This is a genomic window from Leifsonia poae (assembly GCF_020009625.1).
Lineage (GTDB): Bacteria > Actinomycetota > Actinomycetes > Actinomycetales > Microbacteriaceae > Leifsonia > Leifsonia poae_A.
This window is the reverse complement of record NZ_JAIHLP010000002.1, coordinates 1,329,189-1,349,431: the sequence shown is the minus strand read 5'-3', so window position 1 is coordinate 1,349,431 and position 20,243 is coordinate 1,329,189. Positions and strand designations below refer to the sequence as shown.

The 20,243-nt window shown below is 69.2% G+C and carries 23 protein-coding genes; 11 read left to right on the top strand and 12 right to left on the bottom strand.

Annotated elements, in window-relative coordinates; all coding sequences use genetic code 11:
* Window positions 1-194: 194 nt before the first annotated feature.
* On the bottom strand, window positions 195-1,187 hold the full coding sequence (locus K5L49_RS07100; RefSeq protein ID WP_223691495.1) for a LacI family DNA-binding transcriptional regulator: 993 nt from the start codon (window positions 1,185-1,187) through the stop codon (window positions 195-197).
* Between the two features lie 160 nt (window positions 1,188-1,347).
* Here K5L49_RS07100 and K5L49_RS07095 point away from each other — a divergent pair, with 160 nt between their 5' ends.
* Complete coding sequence (locus K5L49_RS07095) at window positions 1,348-2,322, top strand: siderophore-interacting protein (RefSeq protein WP_223691493.1); 975 nt, start codon at window positions 1,348-1,350, stop codon at window positions 2,320-2,322.
* 35 nt (window positions 2,323-2,357) lie between these two features.
* Here the strand turns inward: K5L49_RS07095 and lepB are convergent, their stop codons facing one another.
* Entirely contained in the window at window positions 2,358-3,095 is a 738-nt protein-coding gene (gene lepB / locus K5L49_RS07090) for a signal peptidase I (protein WP_223691492.1), read from the bottom strand.
* A gap of 102 nt (window positions 3,096-3,197) precedes the next feature.
* A complete protein-coding gene (locus K5L49_RS07085; protein ID WP_223691490.1) occupies window positions 3,198-3,554 on the bottom strand; it encodes a hypothetical protein in 357 nt (118 codons plus the stop codon).
* Window positions 3,555-3,582: 28 nt separating this feature from the next.
* Between K5L49_RS07085 and K5L49_RS07080 the strand changes: the two genes are divergently transcribed.
* Together K5L49_RS07080 and K5L49_RS07075 are read left to right on the top strand one after the other, a co-directional pair.
* Window positions 3,583-4,614, top strand: a complete 1,032-nt coding sequence (locus K5L49_RS07080) for a M23 family metallopeptidase (RefSeq protein ID WP_223691488.1) — start codon at window positions 3,583-3,585, stop codon at window positions 4,612-4,614.
* 82 nt (window positions 4,615-4,696) lie between these two features.
* Window positions 4,697-6,070: a maltokinase N-terminal cap-like domain-containing protein gene (locus K5L49_RS07075; protein WP_223691486.1), complete on the top strand. Its 1,374-nt coding sequence runs from the start codon at window positions 4,697-4,699 to the stop codon at window positions 6,068-6,070.
* A 174-nt stretch (window positions 6,071-6,244) separates the two neighbouring features.
* Here the strand turns inward: K5L49_RS07075 and map are convergent, their stop codons facing one another.
* A complete protein-coding gene (gene map / locus K5L49_RS07070; RefSeq protein WP_223691484.1) occupies window positions 6,245-7,030 on the bottom strand; it encodes a type I methionyl aminopeptidase in 786 nt (261 codons plus the stop codon).
* A gap of 66 nt (window positions 7,031-7,096) precedes the next feature.
* Here map and K5L49_RS07065 point away from each other — a divergent pair, with 66 nt between their 5' ends.
* The gene (locus K5L49_RS07065) at window positions 7,097-7,420 is read left to right on the top strand and encodes a helix-turn-helix transcriptional regulator (protein WP_223691482.1); all 324 of its coding nucleotides are present in this window, start codon (window positions 7,097-7,099) and stop codon (window positions 7,418-7,420) included.
* Window positions 7,421-7,450: 30 nt separating this feature from the next.
* On the opposite strand, the gene K5L49_RS07060 is transcribed toward K5L49_RS07065, so the two are convergent.
* Together K5L49_RS07060 and K5L49_RS07055 are read right to left on the bottom strand one after the other, a co-directional pair.
* Window positions 7,451-8,692 (bottom strand): MFS transporter, encoded by a 1,242-nt coding sequence (locus K5L49_RS07060; protein WP_223691480.1) that lies wholly within the window; start codon window positions 8,690-8,692, stop codon window positions 7,451-7,453.
* A complete protein-coding gene (locus K5L49_RS07055) occupies window positions 8,689-9,318 on the bottom strand; it encodes a GntR family transcriptional regulator (protein WP_223691479.1) in 630 nt (209 codons plus the stop codon). The genes K5L49_RS07060 and K5L49_RS07055 overlap by 4 nt, the downstream gene beginning before the upstream one ends.
* Before the next feature lie 140 nt (window positions 9,319-9,458).
* Here K5L49_RS07055 and K5L49_RS07050 point away from each other — a divergent pair, with 140 nt between their 5' ends.
* Entirely contained in the window at window positions 9,459-10,418 is a 960-nt protein-coding gene (locus K5L49_RS07050; RefSeq protein WP_223691478.1) for a hypothetical protein, read from the top strand.
* Here K5L49_RS07050 and K5L49_RS07045 read toward each other — a convergent pair.
* Complete coding sequence (locus K5L49_RS07045) at window positions 10,400-11,788, bottom strand: LLM class flavin-dependent oxidoreductase (protein WP_223691477.1); 1,389 nt, start codon at window positions 11,786-11,788, stop codon at window positions 10,400-10,402. The genes K5L49_RS07050 and K5L49_RS07045 overlap by 19 nt on opposite strands.
* Before the next feature lie 96 nt (window positions 11,789-11,884).
* On the bottom strand, window positions 11,885-12,049 hold the full coding sequence (locus K5L49_RS07040) for a hypothetical protein (RefSeq protein WP_223691476.1): 165 nt from the start codon (window positions 12,047-12,049) through the stop codon (window positions 11,885-11,887).
* Window positions 12,050-12,164: 115 nt separating this feature from the next.
* Here K5L49_RS07040 and K5L49_RS20020 point away from each other — a divergent pair, with 115 nt between their 5' ends.
* Entirely contained in the window at window positions 12,165-12,287 is a 123-nt protein-coding gene (locus tag K5L49_RS20020) for a hypothetical protein (RefSeq protein WP_263298831.1), read from the top strand.
* 49 nt (window positions 12,288-12,336) lie between these two features.
* The gene (locus tag K5L49_RS07035; RefSeq protein ID WP_223691475.1) at window positions 12,337-13,290 is read left to right on the top strand and encodes a DMT family transporter; all 954 of its coding nucleotides are present in this window, start codon (window positions 12,337-12,339) and stop codon (window positions 13,288-13,290) included.
* A gap of 7 nt (window positions 13,291-13,297) precedes the next feature.
* Here the strand turns inward: K5L49_RS07035 and K5L49_RS07030 are convergent, their stop codons facing one another.
* Together K5L49_RS07030 and msrB are read right to left on the bottom strand one after the other, a co-directional pair.
* Window positions 13,298-13,849, bottom strand: a complete 552-nt coding sequence (locus K5L49_RS07030; RefSeq protein WP_223691474.1) for a nitroreductase family protein — start codon at window positions 13,847-13,849, stop codon at window positions 13,298-13,300.
* A 2-nt stretch (window positions 13,850-13,851) separates the two neighbouring features.
* On the bottom strand, window positions 13,852-14,253 hold the full coding sequence (gene msrB / locus K5L49_RS07025) for a peptide-methionine (R)-S-oxide reductase MsrB (RefSeq protein WP_223691473.1): 402 nt from the start codon (window positions 14,251-14,253) through the stop codon (window positions 13,852-13,854).
* A 166-nt stretch (window positions 14,254-14,419) separates the two neighbouring features.
* Between msrB and K5L49_RS07020 the strand changes: the two genes are divergently transcribed.
* From K5L49_RS07020 to groL, 4 genes are all read left to right on the top strand, one after another.
* The gene (locus K5L49_RS07020; protein WP_223691472.1) at window positions 14,420-14,716 is read left to right on the top strand and encodes a DUF3263 domain-containing protein; all 297 of its coding nucleotides are present in this window, start codon (window positions 14,420-14,422) and stop codon (window positions 14,714-14,716) included.
* 14 nt (window positions 14,717-14,730) lie between these two features.
* Window positions 14,731-15,279 (top strand): LytR C-terminal domain-containing protein, encoded by a 549-nt coding sequence (locus tag K5L49_RS07015; RefSeq protein WP_223691470.1) that lies wholly within the window; start codon window positions 14,731-14,733, stop codon window positions 15,277-15,279.
* Window positions 15,280-15,466: 187 nt separating this feature from the next.
* Entirely contained in the window at window positions 15,467-15,670 is a 204-nt protein-coding gene (locus K5L49_RS07010) for a cold-shock protein (RefSeq protein WP_223691468.1), read from the top strand.
* 190 nt (window positions 15,671-15,860) lie between these two features.
* Window positions 15,861-17,480, top strand: coding sequence for a chaperonin GroEL (groL, locus tag K5L49_RS07005; RefSeq protein WP_223691466.1), 1,620 nt, complete (start codon window positions 15,861-15,863; stop codon window positions 17,478-17,480).
* 179 nt (window positions 17,481-17,659) lie between these two features.
* Here groL and K5L49_RS07000 read toward each other — a convergent pair whose 3' ends face one another.
* Together K5L49_RS07000 and K5L49_RS06995 are read right to left on the bottom strand one after the other, a co-directional pair.
* The gene (locus tag K5L49_RS07000) at window positions 17,660-19,390 is read right to left on the bottom strand and encodes a sensor histidine kinase (RefSeq protein WP_223691464.1); all 1,731 of its coding nucleotides are present in this window, start codon (window positions 19,388-19,390) and stop codon (window positions 17,660-17,662) included.
* A 31-nt stretch (window positions 19,391-19,421) separates the two neighbouring features.
* The gene (locus K5L49_RS06995; RefSeq protein WP_223691462.1) at window positions 19,422-20,114 is read right to left on the bottom strand and encodes a response regulator transcription factor; all 693 of its coding nucleotides are present in this window, start codon (window positions 20,112-20,114) and stop codon (window positions 19,422-19,424) included.
* Window positions 20,115-20,243 lie beyond the last annotated feature (129 nt).

Here is a 20,243-nt window from a genome sequence, read left to right as displayed (position 1 = left end):
TATCCCCGCCCCCTCCGCCCCTGTCAATTCCGCCCGAGCCCCCGCCCCCGCCTGCGCCCCGCCCCGCCCCGCCCCACCCCACCGCCCCACCCCACCCCCGCCGCCCCCGAGTACGCGCGAAATCTCCCGAAAACCGCCGAGTACGCGGATAATTCGTGGGCTCGACGGGTACGTATCGTGGGGTCAGCGTGGGGTCAGCGTGTGGGCGCGGGGCCGGTCGACTCCCGCACGATGAGCCGGGGTGTCACCACGGCGCTCCCGGCGCCGGGGGTCGGCAGCCGGTCGATCGCCGCCAGCAGGCGGGCGACGCAGGTGCGCCCGAGCCCGGTGAAGTCTGGGCGGATCGTCGTCAGCGGCGGCGCGAAGTAAGCGGCCTCGGGGATGTCGTCGAATCCGATGACGCTCACATCCTGCGGTGCGCTGCGACCGTCACGACGCAGGGCATGCAGCACCCCGAGGGCCATCTGGTCGTTGGAAGAGAAAACAGCGGTGACCGTGCGGTCCCGAAGCAGGTCTGCTCCGATGCGGGCGCCGGATGCGCTGGTCCAGTCGCCGGGTGCCGTGACGGTCACGCGCATCCCGAGCGTTCTCGCCTCTGCCAGAAAGCCGTCGCGGCGTGCGTTCGCCTCGGCCCAATCGGACGGCCCGGCCAGGTGGGCGACGGTCGTGTGGCCGAGCTCGGCGAGGTGCCGCGCGGCCATCCGCGCCCCCTCGATCTGGTCGGCGAAGGCCTCGTCGCCGGCCGCCTCGGCGCTGTGCATCGTCACCGACGGCACCGCGATCGACACGCTGTGCATGGCATCCAGCACCCGGCGTTGTGGGGCGACGACGACGATGCCTTCGACGGCCTGCGCCATCAGGTGGTCGAGGGCGGCCTCGATCTCGTCGGTCTCGACCGATGCCAGGTGGGCTATCGCCACGAACGAGCCGGCTTCGCGCGCCGCGCTCTCGACGGCATCGATGCTGCTCGCCGGACCGAACAGTGACGAAGACGACGACGCCAGGATGCCGATCGTGTTCGACCGCGCGGTCGAGAGCATCCTGGCCGCCCGATTGGGCCGGAACTGCAGCTCGTCCATCGCGGTCAGCACCCGCTGCCGCGTGCTCTCCCGAATGCTCGGATGCCCGTTGACGACACGCGAGACGGTCTGTCGCGAGACGCCCGCCAGAGCGGCCACCTCGCGCACGCCGGGCGCCGGTCGGGATTCTGTGTCGTCACGGCACCAGCGTAGAGGGCCCGAAGGTTGAGGATCGGCCCGGCCACATCCCCAGCGGCATCCCAGCCCGGCTCAATCGGGTTAGTGTAGCCTTACCTAAGTCCGCCGTTCCTGTTCGGAAAGTCTCGCTGTGAGCCTGCTCGCGTCTCCCGTCGTCAAGACCGATCGCCCGTCTTACCGACCGTATCGGGCGAGGGTCGCCCGGCTGCGGCGCCTGAGCCCCCACTTCGTGCGGGTCACATTCCGGTCGCCCGACTTCGACGTCTTCGGCACGGATGGGCTCGACCAGCGCATCAAGCTCGTGTTCCCGCTCGAGAACGGGCTGCTCTCCGATCTCGGCGTCGACGACGAAGCGCGCTACGACGAGGCGGCCCCCGCCGAGACGGATTGGTACGACCGGTGGCGCGCGCTGCCCGATGAGCGTCGCAACCCCATTCGCACCTACACCGTTCGCAGCATCGACCCGGCGCGGCGGCTGCTCGACGTCGACTTCGTCGCGCACGGCGACGGGAGTGCCAACGGCGGCCCGGCCTCCCGCTGGCTGGCAAAAGCGACCGAGGGAGACGAGCTGATCATCGTCGGCCCGGATGCGCGCAGCGTGCACTCCACCGTCGGCATCGACTGGCGGCCGGGCTCGGCCACCGATCTGCTGCTCGTGGGCGATGAGACGGCCGCGCCCGCCATCGCCGCCATCCTCGAGACGCTCCCGCCGGACCGCCGGGTGCACGCGTTCATCGAGGTCCCGGATGAGGGGGACCGCCTGCACGTCGACCTCCCTTCCGGGTTCGCGGTCGACTGGCTCGACCGGGCCGGCGGGCCCAGTGGATGCGCGCTGATCCCGGCCGTGGAGCACTGGGTCGCCGAGCATCCCGACACCATCGCCGCTGCCGCCGCGGGGCGCGTGCAGCAGCTCGACGAGGTCGACATCGACGCTGACGTGCTGTGGGAGCTGCCCGAGCACACGCAGAGCGGCTTCTACGCGTGGATCGCCGGCGAGTCCGGCACCGTGAAGACGATCCGGCGGCTGCTCGTCGGCCGCAATGGTGTCGACCGTGGCCGGGTGGCGTTCATGGGCTACTGGCGTCTCGGTAAATCCGGCCTCTGACCCGCCGCAGGGAGCGGGGAGAACAGGCGCTTGCGCTAGTGCCCGGCCTTCGCCGCGTCAACGCCGGCGAAGACCTCGGGGTAGTCGCTCAGCAGCGTCCAGTGGTCGACCGGCCAGCTGAGCACGAAGGCGCGGCCGACCACGTCGTTGAGAGGCACGAAGCCTTTTCCTGGATCGTCCATGTGGTAGCGGGAATCGGCCGAGTTGTATCGGTTGTCGCCCATCACCCACACCGCGCCGGCCGGCACGGTGACCGAGAAGTCGTCGTGCGAGACGGCCTCGACCCCGGCCGGCAGCAGAACGTAAGGCTCTTTCAGTGGCACGCCGTTCACGCTCATCTGGCCGAGGGCGTTGCAGCAGCTCACCTTGTCGCCCGGCAGGCCGATGAGCCGCTTCACGAGGTGCTGGTCGCTGTCGGAGGCGCTGAGGCCAACGAAGTCGAGCGTGGCATTCACGGCCGAGGAGATCGGATTGGTCGGCTTCGGGGCGAGCGGCGGCAGCCAGCCGCCCGGGTCTTTGAACACGATGACGTCGCCGCGCTGCAGGGGGAACAGCTTCGGCTCGAGCTCGTTCACGATGATGCGGTCGTTCACCTGCAGGGTGTTCTCCATCGAACCCGATGGGATGTAGAAGGAGCGGACCACGAAGGTCTTGATCAGAAACGAGACGAGGACCGCCACGACGAAGATCACCAGAATGTCCCGGAGAAGCGTCTTCCACGTGGACTTCTTCGCGGCTCGGCGCGGTCGCGCGGCGGTGGAGGACTCGGTCACAGGGATTCACGGTACCGGCTGAAGGCTGGGAGCCGCATCAGACTGGCGGAGGAGGTTCGCGTCATTCCCTTGTTTCGTGGGGCGGCCGGTGAGAGCATCGGTTCACAGGCCCGCGGCATCCGCCGGGGTTCGAGTGACCATGTTGACAGCGTTCGCACGCAGCGCACCGATGTCACGACGCGGACGACCGCGCCGCGGAGGGCGAGTCTGTGCCGTCGTGCTGCTGGTGGCGGGGTTGTGCCTCGGCTCGCAGCAGGCCGCGGTCGCCGACGATTGCGGCGACGCGGCGACGGGATGCGTGACGCCCACACCCACTGAGACGCCCACTTCGACCGTGACGCCCACGCCGACCGTGACGCCCACTCCTACCCCGACCCCGACGCCCACTCCTACCCCGACCCCGACGCCCACTCCGACCCCGACGCCCACTCCGACCCCGACGCCCACTCCGACCCCCACCCCGACTCGCACCGCACCCCACCACCCCGTGCCGACCGACGAAGTGACCCTCGCCCCCGACCCGGTTCTCTCCGACGGTTCGACGCTGGCCGCGGCCGAGGTCGCGCAGGCGACGGAGCTCGCCAGCCGGCTCGCCGCGGCCCAGCAGACCCTGACCGCCGCGACCGACGCTGCCCGCGGTGTGCAGCGTGAGAAGACGCAGGCGACCGCAGCGGCGAAGCTGCTCGCGGCGCAGGCCTCGGCCGCCCGGGAGCAGGCGGCGGCCTCGGCCGCGTTCGCCACCGCCCTCGTGCGCTCGCAGGGCGCGCGGGCGCTCATCGAGGATCCTCTGGCGGCTGCGCTCTCCACGCCCGGCAATCTGTTGCAGAAGCTCACCGCCGTCGACCGGTTCTCCCGGGCGACCGCCTCGCAGAAGGCCGCCATGGCGCAGGCATCCGCCGACGCCGAGCGCGCCCTCCGGCTGCACGATCAGTCCAGCAACGCTGCCGGCGCCGCCGCCGCGATCGACGTCGATGCCAGCGACCAGGCCGTCGTGGAGGCACGAGCCCACGTCGATGCCGCGGCCGGCGCTCTGGCGGCAGTACCGTCGTTGCAGGCGGCGGATGCGGGTTGGAGCGTGCTGCAGGACGGTCCGGCGTCGGCGACCGGCTGGGTGCTCCCGGTGCACGGAGAGCTCACCGATCTGTTCGGCCCGCGTCCATCGCGCCCGGCCGGAACCGCCCTGTTCCACCCGGGCGACGACATCGGCGCGAGTTGCGGCACCACCATCGTGGCCGCGAGCGCGGGAACCGTGCTGCAGGCCGGCTGGAACGGCTCGTACGGCAATTTCGTGCTGATCGACCACGGGGGCGGGGTGGAGACGGCGTACGGGCACATCATGGACGGCGGAATCGGCGTCACCGTGGGGCAGGTGGTCGCGGCCGGGCAGCCCATCGCCCGGATCGGCAGCACCGGAGCCTCGACCGGGTGCCACCTGCATTTCGAGGTGCGGGTGGGCGGTCTGCAGATCGATCCTCTGCCGTTCATGGCGGCTCGCGGCGTGCGCCTCGGTCAACCCTGACCGCACGCGCGCCCGGAGCTCGGGTGACGGTCTTCCCGGGCGCATCCTGATTGTTCCCGGCAAGGAGGCGTACGGTTCTGGCATGACCGAACTCACCGAGCTCGTCGGGTCATGGATGCGACGCCAGCGCTGGTACTCGACGAAGAACGTCGAACCGCGTCTGCGCCTGCTCGGTTCGTTCGAGGCGGAGCCGGCGAGCGATCAGGCCAGGGTCATCACGCATTTCTTCGCCGACGACGGACCCCGCCTGCCCCGCGTCTACCAGGTACCGGTGGTGGCCCGGGTGCACCGCGACGGCGATCCGACCGCGCTCATCGGCGAGGCCGGCGGTCGTTCGCTCTACGACGGTCCGGCCGACGAGGCCTACGTCTCGTCGCTGCTGGAGCTCATCGCCGGGGGAGCGCCGACCCGGGGCGGCGACGCGTCGGCTCGCGGTCATCGCATCGGCGACCCGGTTCGTCTGCGCTCGTCACGCCGCCTGACCGGTGAACAGTCGAACTCGGCTGTCGTCGCCGAACTCGACGGCGGTGACCTCGCACTCGTCAAGGTGTTCCGGGTCGTGCACGATGGCGCCAACCCCGATGTCTCCACCCTCGCGGCCCTCACCGCGGGAGCCTTCCGGCACACTCCGTCGTTGCTCGGCTGGGTGTCGGGGAGCTGGCCGGATTCGGCGGGCGATGCTCCCGCATCCGGTGACCTCGCGCTCGTGCAGACGTTCCTCACCGGCGCCGAGGACGGGTGGGAGCTCGCGGTGCGCGCGGCCGAGACCGGGGACGACTTCGGCGCCTTGGCGTTCGACCTCGGCGTCGGCACCGCGGAGCTGCACGCCCAGCTGGGCCGGCTGCTCCCGACGCGGGAGGCCGACCGGGATGACGTCGCCCGGGCGCTCGACGGGATGCTGCAGCGGCTGACGATCGCCAGCGCCGAGGTGCCAGAGATCGCCGGATCGCGCGCCGACATCGTCGCCGTCTATACGCACGCCGCGGAGGCGTCGAGGCCGCGGCTGCAGCGCATCCACGGCGACCTGCATCTGGGGCAGGTGCTGCTCTCGCCCGGCCGCGGATGGCAGTTCATCGACTTCGAGGGGGAGCCACTGCGACCCCTGGCCGAGCGATCGCGGCCCGACCTGCCGGTGCGGGACGTGGCCGGCATGCTCCGGTCGTTCGACTATGTCGCCGGTTCGCTCGCACGCCGGGAGCCGCCGGTGGATGCGGTGGCCTGGGCCGCGCGCGCCCGCCAGTCGTTCCTGCAGGGGTATGCCTCCGGCGACAGCGTGCACGGCGACGAGCTCGGAGACGGAGCGGGCCGGGCATCCGCCGACGATGCTGCGGCCCTGCTCGACGCGTTCGAGCTCGACAAGGCCGTCTACGAGGTCACCTATGAGTCGCGGCATCGTCCGGCGTGGGTGCCCATCCCACTCGCCGCCGTGCACCGCCTCCTGGCCGCTCGCGTCTAGCCGCCGCAGCGACCACCGCCGCCGAGCGGGCGCAAAGTGTCGTTCTGACGCAGAAAACCGCGGTGATCGCGACGTTCTGCGACCCCTCGGAACGTCGTCGTGCGATGGGGTGTGGATAACCTCCCGCGGCTACTCCTCCCGCGGCTACCCCTCCCGAGGCTACCCCTCCGGCGGCTACCCCTCGCGCGTCGAAGTCGGCAGGGTGAGGATGTCGGCGCCGTCTTCGGTGATGGCGATGGTGTGCTCGCTGTGCGCCGTGCGGCAGCCGGTCGCGCTGCGCAGGGTCCACCCGTCCGCATCCGTCACGAGGTCGGCGGTGTCGGCCATCACCCAGGGCTCCAACGCGAGGAGCAGCCCGGGGCGCAGCAGGTAGCCGCGCCCGGGTCGCCCCGTGTTGGCGACGTGCGGATCCTGGTGCATCGTCGACCCGATTCCGTGGCCGCCGAACTCGGTGTTGATCGGATAGCCGGCCTCGCTGAGCACGGTGCCGATGGCGTGGGAGATGTCGCCGATGCGGGCGCCGGGCCGGGCCGCGGCGATCCCGGCGCTCAGTGCGCGTTCGGTCGCGTCGATCATCGCCACGCTCTCGGGCGGTCGCGAGTCGCCCACGAGGAAGCTGATCGCCGAGTCGGCGGCGATCCCGTCGAGGGAGACGGCCAGGTCGAGTGTCAGCAGGTCGCCATCGGCGAGCGCCCGCGTGTTCGGCAGCCCGTGGAGCACGGCGTCGTTGACGGCCGTGCAGATCGAGTGGCCGAACGGCCCCCTCCCGAAGGAGGGCGCGTAGTCGACGTAGCAGGACTGCGCTCCGGCTTCGGCGATCAGCTCGCGTGCCCAGAGGTCGATGTCCAGGAGGGTGGTGCCGGCCGCGCTGCGACCCTTCAACGCCTGGAGGATGTCGGCGACGAGGGCGCCGGTCGCTCGTGCTCGTTCCTGTTCGGCGGGGGTCAGAATCTCGATCATGCGGCGTCCTCCTCGGTGGCGCAATAACAATACCGGTAATATCATACCGGTACTATAATCGGACGCATGGTCAGATTGCCGCTCACCCCTGCCGAAGTCGAACGCGGGCGGCGCCTCGGTGCCCTGCTCCGCCGGGCCCGGGGTGAGCGCTCGATGCTCGACATCGCACTGGCCGCCGGGGTCTCGCCGGAGACCCTTCGCAAGATCGAATCCGGGCGGGTCGCCACCCCCGCCTTCCCGACCATCGCGGTGATCGCGGATGTCGTCGGCCTCTCCCTCGACGCCGTGTGGGCTGAGATCAGCCGACCCGACGAGGCGGGCGAACGTGCCGGATCCCGTCACGATGCGCGGAACCGCCTCGCCGCCGGGGCCGCCCTCTCGACGTCCTGACGGACGGCGTCCTGATGCTTATCGAGGGCGTCAGGCTTCGGCTGTGCGGGGCAGATGCTTCGTCGAGAAGGCCAGCAGGAGGAGGCCCGAGAAGGCCGCCAACGCGATCAGAGCGATGAACAGGCCGATCGTCGACAGCGGCGGAGTCAGGGCCGAGAGCAGGGTCGGCACGAGGAAACCTGCGTAGGCGACCGCGTAGAACATCCCGGTGAGCCCGGCCAGATCACGGGGTGTCGCGATGCGCTGCACTTCGAGGAGCCCGGAGACGAGGGCGACTCCCATGCCGGCCCCCAATACGGCGCTCGCGACAACCCCGAGCACGAGAGAAGAGAGGGCGACCGCCGCGGTGAGCACCGCGAGACCCGCGGCGATCCCGATGAGTGCCGCCATCAATCCGCGGGCGCTGGAGGCGGTGTCGAGTCGCTTGGCGATCGGCTGAACCAGCGAGGCGACGCCGAGCGCGATGACGGTGAGCATCGTCGCGTAGGCCAGGCCCCAGTCGCCGGTCCGGTCGGCGAGCAGCACCGGCAGATAGCCGTAGGCGAGGGCCGCGGCGGCGAAGATCCACGGGGCGGCGACGAGCACCACCCGTCGGAACCGCTTGTGCCCGGCAGCCGGGATGCGCAACTGCGCCAGCAGCGGACCGCGCTCGCCGCCTACCGTCACCGTTTCCGGCGCACGCAGCACCACCCAGGCGAAGGGGAGCGTCACCAGGATGTGCACGATGAACGGTAGCTCTTCACCGAGCGCCGTGAACTGGGCGATGCCACCGGCGACCAGGGCGCCGGCGGCCGAGCCGAGCGTGAATGCGAGTGAGGCGCGGCGCGCTCCGGCGGCGGCATCGGCGGCCGGGTCGAAGCGCGGTGAGGAGAGCTCTTTGAGCCAACTCGTTCCGACGGCCATCGCGATGCCGACCGTCACGCCGGAGAGCAGGCGGCCGAGATAGATCGGCGCCGGTCCGAGCGCGCCGAGAGCGAGACTTCCGCTGGCGGCCATGGCGGTGAGGACTCCGGTGAACATCACCGGCCGTCGTCCGTGCCGATCGGAGAGCGCACCCGACACGAGCAGGGCCGGGGCGAGTCCGAGCACATAGACGCCGAGGAACATGTTCACGGTCAGCTCGGAGTAGTGCTGCACATCCTTGTACATCAGGAGCAGCGGACTGAACTGATTGCCGCACCAGGAGCAGAAGAACATGACGGCGAAGACGATCCGCCACGGAGGCTGGCCGGTGCGGTGGCTGTGGGAGTCGCCGACTCTGTCGCCGCTCACAGTGCGCCCTGATGCCGCGCGATGTGCGCATGCAGCAGGGTGTCGTATCCCGAGTCGCGCTGCAGGGTCGCGAGAAGCGTCTCATGGTCGGCGAGCGAGTCGGCCAGGGTGTCCGGTCGCACGCGGAACAGTTGGTGGCGCAGGCGTTGCTGCCGGTCACGCAGCGTTCGGAAGAACTGGCCGGCGAGCTCATTGCCCGACGCGTCGACGATGGCGGCGTGGAACGCCTGATCGGCTTCGACGAAGCCCTCGACGTCGCCTGACCCGACGGCCGCCCGCTGCGTGCTCAGCGCCGCTTCCAGGGCAGCGACGAGGTCGGCGTCCGCTCCACCGGCTTCCTGGATGCGCCTGGCCGCGCCCGCCTCGATCGCCTCGCGCAGGTCGAGCACGTTCTGCGCCTCGCGTGGGGACATCGGTGTGACGACGGCTCCCTTGCGTGAAGAGAGGGTGAGCAGTCCTTCCGCCGCCAGTCGGAGGAAGGCTTCGTGCATCGGGGTGCGGCTCACCCCGATCTCGTCTCCCACCTGTGCTTCGCTGAGCAGCTGCCCGCCGGGGGCGCCGCCGGTGAGGATGAGGTTCTTGGTGTGGCTGTAGGCGAGTTCGGCGGCGGGGATGGGGTCGGTCATGGCTCCAGGATACACCTTGCACGCAAGATTGCATGCAAGATAGATCACGATGAGACCCGGATGCGCCATGACGAATGTCACACCGCATCCGTGACGGGCGCCCCAGGGGCCGGCGGGAACCGCCCGACAGCATGGAATGTATGAGACCGTTCGGACGCGCCCTCACCCTTGCTCTGCTCTCGGCCGTGACGGCAGAATTCCTGCTCGGCGACCACCGGCTCGCCGGAGCCGCGCCGATCGGGGAGCAGTTGGCAGCGCTTGTGCTGTACGGCGCCTTCTCGGGCGCTGCCGCCGTGCTTATCCGCGATGTCGCCCGCCGCACCGGCCGCGGATGGCCGACGATCCTGCTGCTGGCCGTCGCGTTCGGCGTGATCGAGCAGGGGATGCTCGGCAGCGGAATCGGCGAGCTCGGGGCCATCGGGACGATCGGAGCCCTCGGTCGGCATGTGATCTGGGGCGTGAGCGCGCCCATCGCCGTCGTCGAAGCGCTGTTCCCCGGCCCGGTTGCCGGCCGCATCCCGGTCGCGCCGCAGCGGCAGGCACCCTGGCTCGCGATGCCGGGGACCGTGATCGCGGGCGCCGCGGCCCTCCTGGGCGGTGCGGCCCTCCTGGTCGTCTCGGTGAGCGAGCCCGGGTTCGCCGCCGCGCCCCGGCAGTGGGCGCTCGCGGTCGCGGCCGCCGTGATCGCCGCAGCGGCGGTCGCCGTGGTCGTCGCGCTCCGGCTCCCGCGTCGAAGCCCGCTGGGGCGCGGACACTACTGGTGGTCGATCCTGGTGGCGCTCGTCGCGACGAGCGCGTTCATCGGTGTCGACCAGCTGCCGCGCACGCTCCCGCTGTGGCTGTCTGCGCTGTTCCTTCTCTTACCGCTCGCCGCCGGCGCCGTGCTCGTAGTGGTGTTGCGCCTCGACGTGCTCGGGCTGGCGAGCGGGGCCATCCTCACCGCCTGCTGGCACGGGCTGACGGATGCACTACCGCTCGGTGTGCTGCCCGGCATAGAACAGAACCTGCTCGTGGGCATGAGCATCGCAGTGCTCTACACCGCCTACCTGGTTCAGCGGCGGCGGCCCGGCTTGCTCCGCGCTCAGTCCGCGGTGCTCTGAGCGGCGCCCACCCGGTAGCGGGCGCCCCGGTGGTTCTGCGGCAGCCGGTCGCCCGCGCCGTGCAGCTTGTGACGCAGGCTGCCCGGGACATACTCGTCTGGGTATGCACCGCGCTTGCGCAGCTCGGGGATGACGAACTCGACCACGTCCTCGAATGTGCCGGGGGTGATGGCGTAGGCGAGGTTGAAGCCGTCGACGTCGGTCTCCTCGACCCACTCCTGCAACTGGTCGGCGATTTCAGCACCCGAGCCGATGATGAACGGGCCGAGCCCGCCGATGGCGCCGAGCCGGCCGATGTCGCGCACGGTCCATTCGCTGCCATCCTCATTGGCGCGCTGGTAGTTGGCGACCACCGACTGGATCGCGTTGCTCTTCACATTGCCGATCGGTTCGTCGAGGTCGTACTGCGAGAGGTCGACGCCCATCCAGCCCGACATGAACACGAGAGCGCCCTCGGGGCTGGCGTACTGCAGATAGTTCTCGTACTTGGCCTGGGCTTTCTCGCTGGTCTCATCGGTGATGATGGTGAGAAGTGTGTAGATGCGAGCGGCGTACCGGTCGCGGCCGGCCGCCTCGAGACCGTCGCGGATCTTCGCGACCGTGGCCGTGAGCCCGTCTTTGGTGGATGCGGCGACGAAGATCGCCTCGGCGTTCTCCGCCGCGAACGCGATGCCGCGGCTGGAGGCGCCCGCCTGGTAGATCACGGGTGTGCGCTGCGTGCTCGGCTCGGAGAGGTGGATGCCGGGCACCGTGTAGTGCTTGCCCCGGTGGCCGATCTCGTGCACCTTGGCCGGGTCGGTGAACACGCCCGATTCACGGTCGCGGATGACGGCGTCGTCTTCCCACGAGCCCTCCCACAGCTTGTAGAGCACCTCGAGGTATTCGTCGGCCTGGTCGTAGCGGTCGTCGTGCTCGAGCTGATCCTCGTGGCCCATATTGCGGGCCGCCGACGGCAGATAGCCGGTGACGACGTTCCAGCCGACGCGGCCGTTCGTCAGGTGGTCGAGCGTCGACATGCGCCGCGCGAAGGGGTAGGGATGCTCGTAAGCGGTGCCCGCGGTGACCCCGAAGCCGAGGTGCTCGGTCACGAGGGCCATCGCCGAGATGAGCAGCACCGGGTCGTTCACCGGAACCTGCGCACCATGACGGATGGCGGCCTCGTTCGACCCGCCGTACACGTCGTAGGTGCCGAGCACATCGGCGATGAAGATGCCGTCGAACGCTCCGCGTTCCAGCAGCTTGGCCAGCTCGGTCCAGTAGGTGAGGTCCTTGTACCGCCACGCCTGATCGTCGGGGTGCCGCCACATCCCGGAGGACTGGTGGGCGACACAGTTCATGTCGAAGGCGTTGAAGCGGATCTGTCGGGTCATCCCTCCAGGATGCGCGACGGGCTGGTCGCGACGCATCCGTTGCGCAACCTGACGTAACGAAAGGGTGCCATCGCCGGTTCGGGGAACCCTCTGCGCCTACCGACCGACCGGGGCCTCGGCGGCCAGCCGCTCCACCTGCGCCAATGACGCCGCGGTCGCGACGCCGCCGACACCGTGGGCGGCGGCGGCACGGATGCGCGCGGCCGTCCCCTCTCCGGCCTCGGTGAACAGCCACTCCAGATTGACGGCGATCGTGGACACGCGCTCCCTCCGGCGTCGCGCCTCTCGCGCCACCGTTGCCGACACTATCGTCGCGCGCTTCCCGTGCCGAAGGCGGCCGGCGACGTTCGGCCGGCGTGAGCGTACTGTGACGAACATGAACGACAAGAAGCACGACGACGACTATGACCTGAGCGAAGAGAAGCTGGTGGCGCCCGAAGAGAACATCCCGTGGCTGCCCCAGCCGACCCCGACCGACGGCGAAGCCCCGGCGCCCTGAACGACGCCCATGAAGAGGCGATGTGCACGCCACGCCCTAGGCTGATTCAGTGAACCGACGATCCCAGCTGCATGTGCCCGTGTGGTTGGCGATCGTGCTCGCCATGATCTGTGGCGCCGGTGTCGCTGCGCAGTCGCGCATCAACGGAGAGCTCGGCCATCGCCTCGACGACGGTTTCGCCGCGGCCCTCATCTCGTTCGGTTCCGGGCTCGTCATCCTCACTGTCGCGCTGGCGGTGGCGCCGGCCGGGCGCCGCGGACTCGTGCGGGTGCGGGGTGCTCTGCGCTCCGGGGAGCTGCGCTGGTGGTTCGTCTGCGGCGGCGCCGCCGGCGCCTTCCTCGTGCTGTCGCAAGGGCTCACCGCCGCTGCGCTCGGGGTCGCCCTGTTCACCGTGGCGATCGTCGCCGGGCAGACCGTGAGCGGCCTCGTGCTCGACCTCATCGGGGTCGGGCCGGGAGGCAAGCGTCCCCTGACCGGCGCGCGGGTGCTCGGCGCCTCGCTCGCGCTCATCGCGGTGGTCTGGGCGGTGTCCGCGCAGCTGTCGGGCGGCGTTCCGTTCTGGATGCTGCTGCTCCCGCTGCTCGCCGGCCTCGGCATGGGGTGGCAGCAGGCGGTCAACGGGCAGGTCCGGGTCGTGGCCGAGAGCGCGCTGACAGCGACATTCATCAACTTCCTCGTGGGAACGACTGTTCTGCTGGTGCTGTTCCTTGCGCACACGGCCGTCGCCGGGCTGCCGCGGCCGCTTCCGGCGGAGCCGTGGCTCTATGTGGGCGGTGCCATCGGTTGCGTCTTCATCGCCGGGGCCGCCCTGCTCGTCCGCGTGACCGGTGTGCTGGTGCTCGGTCTGGCGACGGTCGCCGGTCAGCTCGTGACCGCACTCCTGCTCGATGTGTTCATCTCGGGCGCGCACACCATCGCCTGGACGACCGTCGCGGGCACCGTGCTCGCGCTGGTCGCCGTCTGTGTGGCGAGCCTGCGCATCCCGCCCCGTGTGCGGCGCTGACCGCTGGTCAGTCCAGCGCGGTCAGGTACCGTTCCGGGTCGATCGCCTTGCGGTGGCCCTCTTTGGACCCGTCGGGGATGCCGCCGACGTAGAGCCAGCCCAGCAGCCGCTCGTTCTTCTTCAGGCCGTGCATCGTGTGCACCGCCTTCGAGCGGGTCTGGTGACCGGTGCGCCAGATCACGCCCCAGCCGGCGTCGTGCAGCAGCAGGCTCAGCAGATGCGCGACGCCGGACGCCACCGTGTCCTGCTCCCAACCGGGAACCTTGTCGCTCGCGGTTCGCACTGCGACGATCGCCAGCAGAAGAGAGGAGCGCAGCGGCTTGGCCGCCAGCTTTTCCGCCTCGGAGCCGCTGGCGCGAGCATCCTTCACGAAGGCCGCACCGAGACGCCGCCGCGCCGATCCGCGCAACTCGATCACCCGCCAGGGGTGCAGCGAGCTGTGGTCGGCAACCCGGCCGGCCGCGGCGATCAGCGGAAGCAATTCGTCGTGGCTGGGCGCAGCCTCGGTGACGCGGGAGTACGAACGGCGCGCGGCGACCGCGTCCGCCAGAGCGCTCACGGTCACTCGCCGGCGGTGAAGTTGAGCGCGATCGAGTTCATGCAGTACCGGTCGCCGGTCGGCGTTCCGAAGCCGTCGTCGAAGACGTGGCCGAGGTGCGAATCGCAGGCGGCGCAGCGCACCTCGGTGCGGATGACGCCGAGGCTGTCGTCTTCGAGCAGCGTGACCGCCTCGGGGCGCACCGACTCGTAGAAGCTCGGCCAGCCGCATCCGGAGTCGAACTTCGTTCCCGACTTGAACAGTTCGGCGCCGCACGCCGCACAGGTGTAGAGGCCGGCGCGGCTCTCGTCGAGCAGCTCACCCGTCCAGGGGCGTTCGGTCGCGGCTTCGCGCAGGACCGCGTATTGCTCGGGGCTGAGCTCCTCGCGCCACTCTTCATTGCTCTTGGTGACGGTCTCGTCCATGGCGGGTCCTTTCGTCAGACTCCAGACTAAACGGATGCGGCCCCCGGACTGTTCCCGGTTTCCGCACGACGTGCCGAGCACTTGGGGGAACACACAGAATCGCGCAAATAGGATGAACCGCGAACAGCGGGCGCGCCCGCACGGCGACGGCAGGAGAGGTGGCGGGATGGCTACGGCGGCAGACGACCAGGCGCGCCCCTCCGCGACCGGTTCGGTGCTGGCCGAGCGCGACGCCGCGATCCTCGCTTTCGAACGGCAGTGGTGGCGGCACGCCGGTGCCAAGGAGCAGGCGATCCGTGAGGAGTTCGGCCTGTCGGCGGCGCGGTACTATCAGCTGCTCGGCGCCTTGATCGATTCCCCTGCCGCCCTGCAGCACGACCCCATGCTCGTCAAGCGGTTGCAGCGTCTGCGCGAAGCGCGGATGGCCGCCCGGAGCACCCGGACCCTCGCGTCCGACGACTGAGGACCACGCACACGATGGCAGAGAAGTACCCCAAGGACCGGTTCGACTCGATTCCCGACGACCTCCGCCGCGTCGGCGCGCACCGCGCTCCCCGCGCGAAGGGTCGCGGATGGATCGGGTTCGGCTGGGCCGCCCTGGCGACCGTCGTCCTGATCGGTCTCGGTGTCTTCACGCTCTCCCTGGTGAACGGGAGCATCTCGTTCAAGGGCGGAATCGGCGGCGCCTCAGTGTCGCCGAGCGTGTCGTCCACCCCGACGCCGACGATCGTTCCGACCGTCAACCCGGCGCTCACCGTGAACGTGCTGAACGGCACAAGCACTGCGAACCTCGCGGGCAAGGTGGGTGACATCCTCACTGCCGCCGGCTGGAAGGTGGGCGCCCGTGCCAACGCCGACGCGACCAACCTCACTCAGACGATCGTCTACTACTCGGATGCGAAGAACCAGGCGGCGGCATTGGGCGTCGCCCAGTCGCTGCCGGGCGCGACCGTGGCGTTGACGCAGGATTACGCGGCGACCGGAGCCGATCTCACGGTCGTGGTCGGCAGCGACTTCACAGGCTGACCGGCGTCAGGAAACCGCGGCGGGTCGGCCGTTTTGTTTCGTACTTGTTTAACTTGCGTTGTTTTCGGGTCGTTCAGCGTCCCATTGCGAAAATCACTAGTGATTACTTGGATTGAAAGCATTAGTATCTGGTTTCAACGCGCTGGTGATGGGCCGGAGCGAGGAAACACAGCAATGGGAGTAATGCATGGCGAACGGAACCGTGAAGTGGTTCAACGCTGAGAAGGGCTACGGCTTCATCACCGTCGATGAAGGGGGACAGGACGTCTTCGTCCACTACTCCGCGATCGACATGAGCGGCTACAAGGTCCTCGAGGAGGGCCAGGCGGTCGTCTTCGAAGTCGGCACCGGGCAGAAAGGCCCGCAAGCCGAGTCGGTGCGACCGGCGTAGCACGCAGCAACCAACCAGAATCGAGCGCCGCCCCTCCCCGAGGGGCGGCGCTCCTTCTGTTGTGAGCGAACCGGCGGCGCTCGTCTTGCACTCGGCAGCCCCGAGTGCCAGAATCGCTTTAGCACTCCATCTGATCGAGTGCTAACGATTCGCATCTTTCGCAGACGTCCGGGAGGGACGAGAAACAACCATGGCAAAGATCATTGCTTTCAATGAGGACGCGCGCCGCGGCCTCGAGCGTGGCCTGAACATCCTGGCCGACACCGTCAAGGTGACGCTTGGCCCGCGCGGCCGCAACGTCGTCCTCGAGAAGAAGTGGGGCGCCCCCACGATCACCAACGACGGCGTGTCCATCGCCAAGGAGATCGAGCTCGACGACCCGTACGAGAAGATCGGCGCCGAACTCGTCAAGGAGGTCGCCAAGAAGACCGACGACGTCGCCGGCGACGGAACCACCACCGCCACCGTTCTGGCCCAGGCCCTCGTCAAGGAGGGTCTCCGCAACGTCGCAGCCGGTGCCGACCCCATCACGCTCAAGCGTGGCATCGAGAAGGCGACGGCCGCCGTCATCGCCGAGCTGATCGAGAACTCCAAAGAGGTCGAGACCAAGGAAGAGATCGCGGCGACCGCCTCGATCTCCGCCGGTGACACCGAGATCGGCGCCATCATCGCCGAAGCCATCGACAAGGTCGGCAAAGAGGGCGTCGTCACCGTCGAGGAGTCGAACACCTTCGGCACCGAGCTCGAGCTCACCGAGGGCATGCGCTTCGACAAGGGCTACCTGTCGCAGTACTTCGTGACCGACCCCGAGCGCCAGGAAGCGGTCTTCGAAGACCCCTACGTGCTCATCGCGAACCAGAAGATCTCGAACATCAAGGATCTGCTGCCGATCGTCGACAAGGTGATCCAGGCCAACAAGCAGCTCCTGATCATCGCCGAGGATGTCGACGGCGAGGCCCTGGCCACGCTGATCGTCAACAAGATCCGCGGCATCTTCAAGTCGGTCGCCGTCAAGGCCCCCGGCTTCGGCGACCGCCGCAAGGCGCAGCTGCAGGACATCGCCATCCTCACCGGTGGCCAGGTCATCTCCGAAGAGGTCGGCCTCAAGCTCGAGAACGTGACTCTCGACCTGCTGGGCACCGCCCGCAAGGTCGTCATCACCAAGGACGAGACCACCATCGTCGAGGGCAGCGGTGACCCCGAGCAGATCGCGGGTCGCGTCGCCCAGATCCGCAACGAGATCGACAACACCGACAGCGACTACGACCGTGAGAAGCTGCAGGAGCGTCTGGCGAAGCTCGCCGGCGGTGTCGCGGTCATCAAGGCCGGCGCCGCCACCGAGGTCGAGCTCAAGGAGCGCAAGCACCGCATCGAAGACGCGGTCCGCAACGCAAAGGCCGCCGTCGAAGAGGGAATCGTCGCCGGTGGCGGCGTGGCCCTCATCCAGGCGGGCAAGACCGCGTTCGAGAAGCTCGAGCTCGTCGGTGACGAGGCGACCGGTGCGAACATCGTCAAGGTCGCCATCGAGGCTCCGCTCAAGCAGATCGCCCTCAATGCCGGTCTCGAGCCGGGCGTCGTCGTCGACAAGGTGCGCAACCTCCCCGTCGGTCACGGCCTCAACGCCGCGACCGGTGAGTACGTCGACATGCTCGCCTCGGGCATCAACGACCCGGTGAAGGTCACCCGCTCCGCGCTGCTGAATGCTGCGTCGATCGCGGGCCTGTTCCTCACCACCGAGGCCGTCGTCGCCGACAAGCCGGAGAAGAACCCGGCCCCGGCCGGCGACCCGACCGGTGGCATGGACTTCTAAGTCCGACCCGTTCGACACGAGGGCGTCTCCCGCAAGGGAGGCGCCCTCTTCCGTTGCCGTCGCCGCCCGTGACGAGGTGTCACGAATCGCCGTGCGACCGGATGGTCACGCGGCGATTCGTGACACCTCGACGAGACGAGACGAGGCGAGACGAGACGAGGCGGCCGAGCGGATGCGCGTCAGCGGGTGAGGGACGGCACGATGGTGGGGCCCGTGTCGTGCGCGCTGGTCGGCGCCAGCGGCAGCGAGACACGGAAGGTCGCCCCGCCGCCCTCGGTTTCGACGACCTCGACGGTGCCGTTGTGGGCGGCGACGATCGAGGAGACGATCGCGAGGCCGAGCCCGCTGCCGCCGGTCTCGCGGGCGCGCGACGTGTCGGCGCGCCAGAACCGCTGGAAGATCTTCTCGCGGATCTGCGGCGGGATGCCCTCGCCGTGGTCGCGCACTTCGAGCACGGCCCGATCGGTCTGATGGTTCACCTGCACCATGATCTCGAGCGGGCTGTCGTTCGCCGTGAAGCGCAGCGCATTGCCCATCAGGTTGGTGACCACCTGGCGGATCTTGTTCTCCTCCGCGAGCACGATCGCCGGCTCGGCGATGGGATGCGGCGGCAGGATCACCTGCTCGGTCGACTCGATCGCTGGCAGGGGGCCGCCGACACGACGGGGCCGCCGGCGAAGCCGGGCCAGGGTCGCCCCGGCGAACGCGATCGGACCGGTGGCATTGGAGACCTTGCCCGGTGTGTCCGGGATCAGCAACGGCACGGTGTCGACGCCGGGCTCCCCGGGGTCGACCCTGGGGCGGAGGGGGCCGAGGATGGGGTCGGGGGTGAGCACCGTCACGACGCGTCCGGGGGAGCCGGCCATCGCATCCATCGCCGCGTCGCGCGCGATCGGCACGAGGTCGACGGGCCGGAGGTCGAGCGGTTTCGTCTCGTCGAGCCGGGCCAGTTCGAGGAGGTCTTCGACGAGGCCGCCCATGCGGATGGCCTCCTTCTCGATGCGGTCCATGGCCTGCGCCACGTCTTCCGGGGTCTGCAGGGCGCCCATCCGGTACAGCTCGGCGTAGCCGCGCACTGAGACGAGCGGTGTGCGCAGTTCGTGGCTGGCGTCGCCGACGAAGCGGCGCATCTGCTCGATGGTCTTCGCTCGGTCGTTGAAGGCGCGGTCGATTCGATTGAGCATCGTGTTGAGGGAGCGGTTGAGCCGGCCGACCTCGGTGTTGGGTGTGGCGCCGCCGAGACGCTGGCTGAAGTCGCCGTCGGCGATGGCCGCAGCGGTCTCCTCGACGCCGCGCAGTGGGGCGAACGTCGTCGTCACGAGCATGCGGGTGAGTCCCGCGCCGACGATCACCACGATCACGCCGAATCCGAGGAAGATCGCGAGGAAGCTCGCCATCACGGTGTCGATCTGCCCAGTGGACGTGGCCACGACCGCAGTGCCCAGTGCTCCCGGCGAGGTGGTGAGGGTGACCGTCTGGGCGAGGGCGCGGTAAAGAGTGTGGCCGTCGACGCTCGGCAGATTGTAGGCCGCCTGGCTGAGTTCTTTGCCCTTGATCAGGCTGAGGGTCTTGGGGATGTCGGGCCGTCTGGCCTCCGGCATGTTTCCCCAGTTCGACCGGATGAGTTTGCCGTCGGAGTCGTAGAGCGCGGTGAAGAAGCTGGAGGCGCTGCCGTCGGAAGCGATCTTGTCGTCGCCCGAGCTCGACGAGAACAGGTTGGCGTTGAGGTTGTTCGGCTGCGAGGCGGCCACCAGCTGCGCGTCGAGCTGGTAGAGCAGCACCGGCTTCAGCATGGTCATCGTGCCGATACCGGTGACCAGCAGCCCGAGCGTCAGCATCAGCACGGTCACCCCGGTGATCTTCGTGCGCAGGGAGATCGCGTTCCAGCGGTCGAGGAGGCGTGCGTGCATCAGGCCGCCAGTTTACGGACGATACCTGGGCTTACGCCTTGGCCGCCTTGAGCATGTACCCGAAGCCGCGCTTGGTCTGGATGAGCGGCTCGCTGGAGTGCGTATCCACCTTGCGGCGCAGGTAGGAGATGTAGGACTCGACGATGCCGGCGTCGCCGTTGAAGTCGTACTCCCACACATGGTCGAGGATCTGCGCCTTCGACAGCACCCGGTTGGGGTTCAGCATCAGGTACCGCAGCAGCTTGAACTCGGTGGGGGAGAGCTCGATGGCGGTGTCGCCGACGAACACCTCGTGGGTGTCTTGGTCCATGGTCAGCTCGCCGGCGCGGATGACCGCGTCTTCGTCGGCCTGCATCGTGCGGCGAAGGATGGCTTTGATGCGGGCGACGATCTCGTCGAGGCTGAACGGTTTGGTGACGTAGTCGTCGCCGCCGACGGTGAGACCGGTGATCTTGTCTTCGGTGTCGTCTTTGGCGGTGAGGAACAGGATGGGCGCGGTGTAACCCGCGCCACGGAGGCGCTTCGTGACGCCGAACCCGTTCATGTCGGGCAGCATCACGTCGAGGATGATGAGGTCTGGCTCCTCTTCGAGGACCGCGGAGATGGCCTGGGCACCATTGCCGACAGCGCGCACGGCGAACCCGGCGAAGCGCAGGCTGGTGGTGAGGAGGTCGCGGATGTTGGGCTCGTCGTCGACGATGAGAATGCGAGGTCCGGCGTTCATGATCCCATTATCTGCGCGTTAGCTGATTCCTGCCTGTGAGACGTCGGTGTGCAGATGGTGTGGGGGTCTGGCGGGCCCCGTGAGATGAGTGGATGCTGAGATCAGTGGATGCGCCGCGCACTGCGCGCG

Excerpts from the sequence above, each read along its gene's own strand:
- K5L49_RS07075 (WP_223691486.1), top strand. The coding sequence starts at position 4,697 with ATGACCGAACTCACCGAGCTCGTCGGGTCATGGATGCGACGCCAGCGC.
- map (WP_223691484.1), bottom strand. The coding sequence starts at position 7,030 with ATGATCGAGATTCTGACCCCCGCCGAACAGGAACGAGCACGAGCGACC.
- K5L49_RS07065 (WP_223691482.1), top strand. The coding sequence starts at position 7,097 with ATGGTCAGATTGCCGCTCACCCCTGCCGAAGTCGAACGCGGGCGGCGC.
- K5L49_RS07055 (WP_223691479.1), bottom strand. The coding sequence starts at position 9,318 with ATGACCGACCCCATCCCCGCCGCCGAACTCGCCTACAGCCACACCAAG.
- K5L49_RS07050 (WP_223691478.1), top strand. The coding sequence starts at position 9,459 with ATGAGACCGTTCGGACGCGCCCTCACCCTTGCTCTGCTCTCGGCCGTG.
- K5L49_RS07045 (WP_223691477.1), bottom strand. The coding sequence starts at position 11,788 with ATGACCCGACAGATCCGCTTCAACGCCTTCGACATGAACTGTGTCGCC.
- K5L49_RS20020 (WP_263298831.1), top strand. The coding sequence starts at position 12,165 with ATGAACGACAAGAAGCACGACGACGACTATGACCTGAGCGAAGAGAAG.
- msrB (WP_223691473.1), bottom strand. The coding sequence starts at position 14,253 with ATGGACGAGACCGTCACCAAGAGCAATGAAGAGTGGCGCGAGGAGCTC.
- K5L49_RS07020 (WP_223691472.1), top strand. The coding sequence starts at position 14,420 with ATGGCTACGGCGGCAGACGACCAGGCGCGCCCCTCCGCGACCGGTTCG.
- K5L49_RS07015 (WP_223691470.1), top strand. The coding sequence starts at position 14,731 with ATGGCAGAGAAGTACCCCAAGGACCGGTTCGACTCGATTCCCGACGAC.
- K5L49_RS07010 (WP_223691468.1), top strand. The coding sequence starts at position 15,467 with ATGGCGAACGGAACCGTGAAGTGGTTCAACGCTGAGAAGGGCTACGGC.
- groL (WP_223691466.1), top strand. The coding sequence starts at position 15,861 with ATGGCAAAGATCATTGCTTTCAATGAGGACGCGCGCCGCGGCCTCGAG.
- K5L49_RS07000 (WP_223691464.1), bottom strand. The coding sequence starts at position 19,390 with ATGCACGCACGCCTCCTCGACCGCTGGAACGCGATCTCCCTGCGCACG.
- K5L49_RS06995 (WP_223691462.1), bottom strand. The coding sequence starts at position 20,114 with ATGAACGCCGGACCTCGCATTCTCATCGTCGACGACGAGCCCAACATC.